5 protein-coding genes and 1 pseudogene are annotated in these 5,821 nt (G+C 70.4%); 5 read left to right on the top strand and 1 reads right to left on the bottom strand.

The window, feature by feature from the left end:
* Positions 1-40 precede the first annotated feature (40 nt).
* The 3 genes and pseudogenes from I5I_RS08010 (at position 41) to guaA (ending at position 2,834) form a co-directional block, all read left to right on the top strand.
* Positions 41-772: an SURF1 family protein gene (locus I5I_RS08010; protein WP_239640058.1), complete on the top strand. Its 732-nt coding sequence runs from the start codon at positions 41-43 to the stop codon at positions 770-772.
* A gap of 10 nt (positions 773-782) precedes the next feature.
* The gene (locus tag I5I_RS08005) at positions 783-1,253 is read left to right on the top strand and encodes a DUF3817 domain-containing protein (RefSeq protein WP_036318291.1); all 471 of its coding nucleotides are present in this window, start codon (positions 783-785) and stop codon (positions 1,251-1,253) included.
* A pseudogene (gene guaA, locus I5I_RS08000) lies at positions 1,250-2,834 on the top strand (glutamine-hydrolyzing GMP synthase). Before I5I_RS08005 ends, guaA begins: the two are co-directional and overlap by 4 nt.
* A 66-nt stretch (positions 2,835-2,900) precedes the next feature.
* On the opposite strand, the gene I5I_RS07995 reads toward guaA, so the two are convergent.
* On the bottom strand, positions 2,901-3,818 hold the full coding sequence (locus I5I_RS07995) for a Bax inhibitor-1/YccA family protein (RefSeq protein ID WP_036318290.1): 918 nt from the start codon (positions 3,816-3,818) through the stop codon (positions 2,901-2,903).
* A gap of 152 nt (positions 3,819-3,970) precedes the next feature.
* On the opposite strand from I5I_RS07995, the gene I5I_RS07990 reads away from it, so the two are divergent.
* Positions 3,971-4,966 carry a glycerophosphodiester phosphodiesterase family protein gene (locus I5I_RS07990; RefSeq protein ID WP_036318289.1) on the top strand — a complete coding sequence of 332 codons (996 nt, stop codon included), beginning with the start codon at positions 3,971-3,973 and terminating at the stop codon, positions 4,964-4,966.
* 76 nt (positions 4,967-5,042) lie between these two features.
* Positions 5,043-5,821: ABC transporter ATP-binding protein (locus I5I_RS07985; protein ID WP_036318288.1), on the top strand; the 779-nt coding region annotated here is incomplete at its 3' end.

Below are 5,821 nucleotides of genomic sequence, written 5' to 3'. Positions count from 1 at the left end.
AGCTCGGTCCCGGGGATCCTCTAGAGTCGTCGTCGCGGCGGTGTTCGCCTGGCTCGGCCAGTGGCAGCTGGGCCGCGCCATCGACACCTCGCCGCCGGCGCCCGGAGCCACCGAACAGGTGCGCCCGATCGCCGACGTGACCGCGCCCGGCGCCTACCTGCCCGAGCCGCTGGTCGGTCAGCGTGTCGAGGTCGCCGGATCATTCGTCCCCGGCGATTTCCTCGTGGTCTCCTCGCGCTTCAACGACGGTCAGCAGGGGTACTGGGTCACCGGGCAGCTGCGCACCGACGCGGCGACGCCGACCTCCCTGGCCGTCGCCGTCGGCTGGAGCGCCGACCGTGCGGTCGCGGATGCCGCGGCATCCACTCTCAACGCCGACCCCGGCGGCGCGCTCACGCTCACCGGTCGGCTGATCGCCGACGAGGGTCCCGTCGCGCCCCCGCGCGGGGCCCCGGACACCGAGATGACGCGGATGTCGCCGGCCGCGCTGCTGAGCTGGTGGCATGACACCGAGGAGCTGTCGGTGTACCGCTCGTACCTCGTCGCCGACGCCGGCGAACCGCTCGTGGGCGGGCTCGTCGCGATCGACTCGCCGGCGCCGGCGGAGGGCTCCAGCGTCAACTGGCTGAACATCTTCTACGCCGTCGAATGGGCCATCTTCGCGGGCTTCGCGTTCTACATGTGGTACCGGCTCGCACGCGACGCGTGGGAGAAGGAGGTCGAGGCGCTGGAGGAGGCGCAGGCCGCCGGAGCGTCCGCGCACGCCGACTAGACTTGACGGCATGCCTCAGCCCAAACTCGCCAGTTTTCCGGCGATCCGCGGGGCGCTCAGGTTCTACCAGATCGCCTCGGTGATCACGGGTGTGATGCTCCTGTCGCTGTGCGCCGAGATGATCGTGAAGTACGCGTTCGGCTACGAGCTGTTCGCGGGCGGGTCCGGGGGAGCGCTGTGGCTGCACCCCGTGGCCCTCGACGGCGGCGCCGACCTCACCGGGGGAGCGATCAACCTCTCCACCGGCATCCTCATCGCGCACGGCTGGTTCTACGTCGTCTACCTCTTCGCGTGCTTCCGCGTCTGGAGCCTCATGCGCTGGGGCTTCGTGCGCTTCATCGTGCTAGCGCTCGGCGGCATCGTGCCGCTGCTGTCGTTCTTCATGGAGGCGCGCGTCGCGCGCGAGGTGCGGGCCTACCTCGCCCAGCGCGAAGCCGACGAATCCTCCGCCTCGATCCCCGCCACGGAAGGCAGCCGGTGACCACCCAGACCGAGACCGCTCAGCGTCCCGTCCTCGTCGTCGATTTCGGAGCCCAGTACGCACAGCTCATCGCGCGTCGGGTGCGTGAGGCCGGTGTGTACAGCGAGCTCGTGCCGCACACCGTCACCGCCGCCGAGGTCGAGGCCAAGAACCCCGTCGCGATCATCCTGTCCGGTGGGCCGTCGTCGGTCTACGAGCCCGGGGCGCCCTCGCTCGATCCCGGCGTGCTGCAGCTCGGCGTGCCGACGCTCGGCATCTGCTACGGCTTCCAGGTGATGGCCCAGCAGCTCGGCGGCGAGGTCGCCAACACGGGCCTGCGCGAGTACGGCGCGACGGATGCCGTCGTCGTGAACGACGGCGGAGTGCTCCTCGGCGGTCAGCCGGCCGAGCAGAACGTCTGGATGAGCCACGGCGAACAGGTCGCCACGGCACCCGCCGGCTTCGAGGTGCTCGCGTCGACCGCCGCGACACCGGTGGCCCGCCTTCGGCAACGCCGAGAAGTGCTTCTACGGCGTGCAGTGGCACCCCGAGGTCAAGCACTCCGACTACGGCCAGGACGTGTTGGTCAACTTCCTCCACAAGGCGGCCGGCCTTGCGGCCGACTGGAACAGTGGCAACGTCATTGCCGAGCAGGTCGATCGCATCCGCGCACAGGTCGGCACCGGTCGCGTGCTGTCCGCGCTGTCGGGCGGGGTGGACTCGGCCGTGTCGACGGCGCTCGTGCACAAGGCCGTCGGCGACCAGCTCGTCGCCGTGTTCGTCGACCACGGGCTGCTGCGCAAGGGCGAGCGCGAGCAAGTCGAGAACGACTACGTGGCCTCCACCGGTGTGCGCCTGATCACCGTCGACGCGCGCGACACGTTCCTGAACGCGCTGGCCGGTGTCAGCGACCCCGAGCAGAAGCGCAAGATCATCGGCCGGGAGTTCATCCGCGCCTTCGAGAAGGTGCAGTCCGACCTGGTCGCCGAGGCGGCCGCCGAGGGCGAGCCGATCCGCTTCCTCGTGCAGGGCACGCTCTACCCCGACGTGGTCGAATCCGGCGGCGGAGCGGGCACGGCCAACATCAAGAGCCACCACAACGTCGGCGGGCTTCCGGAGGATCTGCAGTTCGAGCTCGTCGAGCCGCTGCGCACGCTGTTCAAGGACGAGGTGCGCGCCATCGGCCGTGAACTCGGTCTTCCCGAAGCGATCGTCGGGCGTCAGCCCTTTCCGGGGCCCGGCCTCGGCATCCGCATCGTGGGCGAGGTCACCGCTGACCGGCTCGAGATTCTGCGTGACGCCGACGCCATCGCCCGCGAGGAGCTGACCAAGGCGGGCCTCGACGGAGAGATCTGGCAGTGCCCCGTCGTGCTGCTGGCCGATGTACGCTCCGTCGGTGTGCAGGGAGACGGTCGCACGTACGGGCATCCGATCGTGCTGCGCCCGGTCTCCAGCGAAGACGCCATGACCGCCGACTGGACGCGCCTGCCCTACGACGTGCTGTCCAAGATCAGCAACCGCATCACCAATGAGGTCCGCGAGGTCAACCGGGTCGTGCTCGACGTCACGTCGAAGCCCCCGGGAACCATCGAGTGGGAGTGATCCCCGCATGACGAAGGGCCCGTCCGGCGATCCGGACGGGCCCTTCGTGCGCGGGTGCGCTGTGTGTCAGTTGTTGCCGCGCAGGATCGCGATCATGCGCAGGATCTCGATGTAGAGCCAGACGACCGTCACCATGATGCCGAAGCCGCCAAGCCAGCCGAACTCGCGGGGCGCGCCGTTGCGGACGCCCTGCTGGATCTGGTCGAAGTCCTGCACGAGCGAGTAGGCGGCCATGATGACCACGAGCACACCGATGATCAGGCCGATCGGAATGCCGGCGATCTTCGCGCTGTACAGGCCGAAGGCGCCGGGCGCGATTCCCGTCCACATGAGCACCAGGTTGATGAGGCCGAAGACGAGATAGCCGACCATCGCGATCAGGAAGATCTTGTTGGCGCGCGCGCTCGCGCGCACCTTGCCGCTCGCGAACAGGGCGAGGGTCACACCGACGACGGCGAAGGTGGCGATCGTGGCCTGCATGACGATGCCGGGCCAGATGAACTCGAAGTAGGCCGAGATGCCGCCGACGAACAGGCCCTCGAAGGCCGCGTAGCCGAAGATCAGCGCCGGGCGGACCTTCTTGCGGGAGGTGAAGGAGACGACCATCGCGAGGACGAAGCCGCCGAGCATGCCGAGGATCCACGGCACGATCGTGATCTGCGATGTGCGCGCCACGTCGGTGGGCGAGAAGGCGCCGCCGAGCGTCCACACCCAGCCGATGACGGCCGTGACGAGGAGGATCGCGAACAGGCCCACCGTCTTGGCGACGGTGTCCTCGACGGTCATGCGGCCGGTCTGGTGCGACGCGGCGGCAGGGGCGGCGAACGCGCCCTCGAGCTGGGCGTTCACCGCGGCATCCGTCACCTGGTGCGACGTCGCGGCGTAGGCGGTCGGGGCGCCGGGCTGCGGTGCGGCAGGCGGCGTGAGGCCGGGGCGTTGCTCTTGGAACGCCGGGTTGTTGAATGCGAAGTTGCCGGAGGCCATGGTCTCTTTCCACTCCCTAGGGTGCACCGGTCGGGTGCACAGCGAGGTGCTGTGGATAACAGGCTATCGGACGGCTGCGCCGCATCGTCAGGCGCCGGCTGTGCTGCTGCTGTGAAGGCGCTCAGACGGGCCTCGATCGGTAGCCTGGGCCCATGCCTCGTGCCCGCCCGCTGGTGATCGGTCATCGCGGCGCCCCCGGATACCGCCCCGAGCACACCCGCTCGTCGTATGAGCTGGCGCTGGCGATGGGAGTGGATGCCGTCGAGCCCGATGTCGTCTTCACGAAGGATGCGGTGGCCGTCGTCCGGCACGAGAACGAGATCTCGGGGACGACCGACGTCGCCGACCGTCCCGAGTTCGCGGACCGTCGCACGACGAAGCCGGTCGATGGCGTCCCGCAGACGGGCTGGTTCACCGAGGACTTCACCTGGGCGGAGCTGTCGACGCTGCGCTGTCGCGAGCGACTGCCGCACCTGCGCCCCGGCAGTGCGGCCTTCGATGACACGGAACCGCCGCTGCGGTTGCGCGACCTGCTCGATCTCGTCGCGACAGCCTCACGTGAACAGGGGCGCGACATCGGCATCGTGCTGGAGATCAAGCACGCCACCTTCTTCGGGGCGCGGGGCTTCGATGTCGCGGCGCTGGTCGCCGCCGAGCTGCGCGACGCGGGGTGGGCCGAGGGAGCGCACCCGCTGTTCGTGGAGTCGTTCGAACTGACCGTCCTGCGACAGCTGCGTGCGCGCGGCATCCCCGCGACGTACGTCTACCTCGTCGAGGCCGACGGTGCGCCGTTCGATCTCGTCGCGGTCCACGGTGAGGCGGCGACACCGTATCGCGACCAGGTCAGCGCCGCCGGGCTGGCACGGCTGGCGGAGGAGGTGGACGGCATCAGCGTCGACAAGGCGATGCTGCTGAGCGCGTCGCCACCGGGGGGAGCCGAGCTGGTCGCCGAGGCGCACGCGGCGGGGCTTGCCGTGTTCACCTGGACGTGTCGTCCCGAGAACACCTTCCTGACGCCCGCGTTCCGCCGCGGTGAGGACGACGCCGCCTTCGGCGACTACCGTGCGGAGTGGGCGGTCCTCCGGGATGCCGGGATCGACGGCGTCTTCGTCGACCATGCCGACCTCGGGGTGGCGTCCTTCGGCTGACCGGCCCTCCGTTCGGCCGCTGAGTGTTCACCGTGCGCTTCGCAGCTGCGACACAGCTCTCGCATAGGGTGAGGGCATGACCCTCCCCGGCATCGTCGTCACCGGAGTGCGCCGCTCGTTCGGACACGTGCAGGCCGTGCGCGATGTCTCGTTGGAGGCGCGGGCGGGCGCCGTCACCGGGCTCGTCGGCCCGAACGGCTCGGGCAAGACCACGCTCATGCTCATGCTGGCCTCGCTGCTCGCGCCGGATGCCGGTTCGATCCGCATCGGCGGCGTCGACCCGCTCGCCGAGCCCGCCGCCGCCCGCGCCCTGCTCGGCTGGATGCCCGACGCCCTCGGCGCGTGGCCGACCCTCACCGCCCGCGAGACGCTCGTCATGACCGGCCGCCTCTACGGTCTGGACGCCGCGGCGGCCCAGGCGGGCGCCGCGCGGCTGCTCGACGAGGTGGGGCTCGGGATGCTGTCCGATGCGCCGGCACGCGTGCTGTCGCGCGGGCAGAAGCAGCGCCTCGGCCTCGCGCGCGCCCTCGTGCACGATCCCCGCGTGCTGCTGCTGGACGAGCCGGCCTCGGGCCTGGACCCGCAAGCACGCATCGACCTGCGCGTGCTGCTGCGCCGCCTCGCCGCCGAGGGGCGCACGATCCTCATCTCCAGCCACATCCTCTCCGAGCTCGAGGAGGTCGTGGACGAGGCGGTGTCCCTCGTCGACGGCGCGACGGTGAGCAGCGAGCGGGTCGCGGCGGCGGCGACGCGTCTGCGCACGTGGCGCATTCGCCTCGCCGACCGTGAAGCGACGGCGGCGGTGCTGCCGGTCGCCCAAACTCTGGGCCTGGACGCCGCGCTTGTTCCGATTGA

Source organism: Microbacterium sp. B24 (assembly GCF_000333415.1).
GTDB lineage: Bacteria > Actinomycetota > Actinomycetes > Actinomycetales > Microbacteriaceae > Microbacterium.
The sequence above is the reverse complement of the archived record's forward strand: the minus strand, read 5'-3'. Positions and strand labels throughout refer to the sequence as shown.

Excerpts from the sequence above, each read along its gene's own strand:
- I5I_RS08005 (WP_036318291.1), top strand. The coding sequence starts at position 783 with ATGCCTCAGCCCAAACTCGCCAGTTTTCCGGCGATCCGCGGGGCGCTC.
- I5I_RS07995 (WP_036318290.1), bottom strand. The coding sequence starts at position 3,818 with ATGGCCTCCGGCAACTTCGCATTCAACAACCCGGCGTTCCAAGAGCAA.
- I5I_RS07990 (WP_036318289.1), top strand. The coding sequence starts at position 3,971 with ATGCCTCGTGCCCGCCCGCTGGTGATCGGTCATCGCGGCGCCCCCGGA.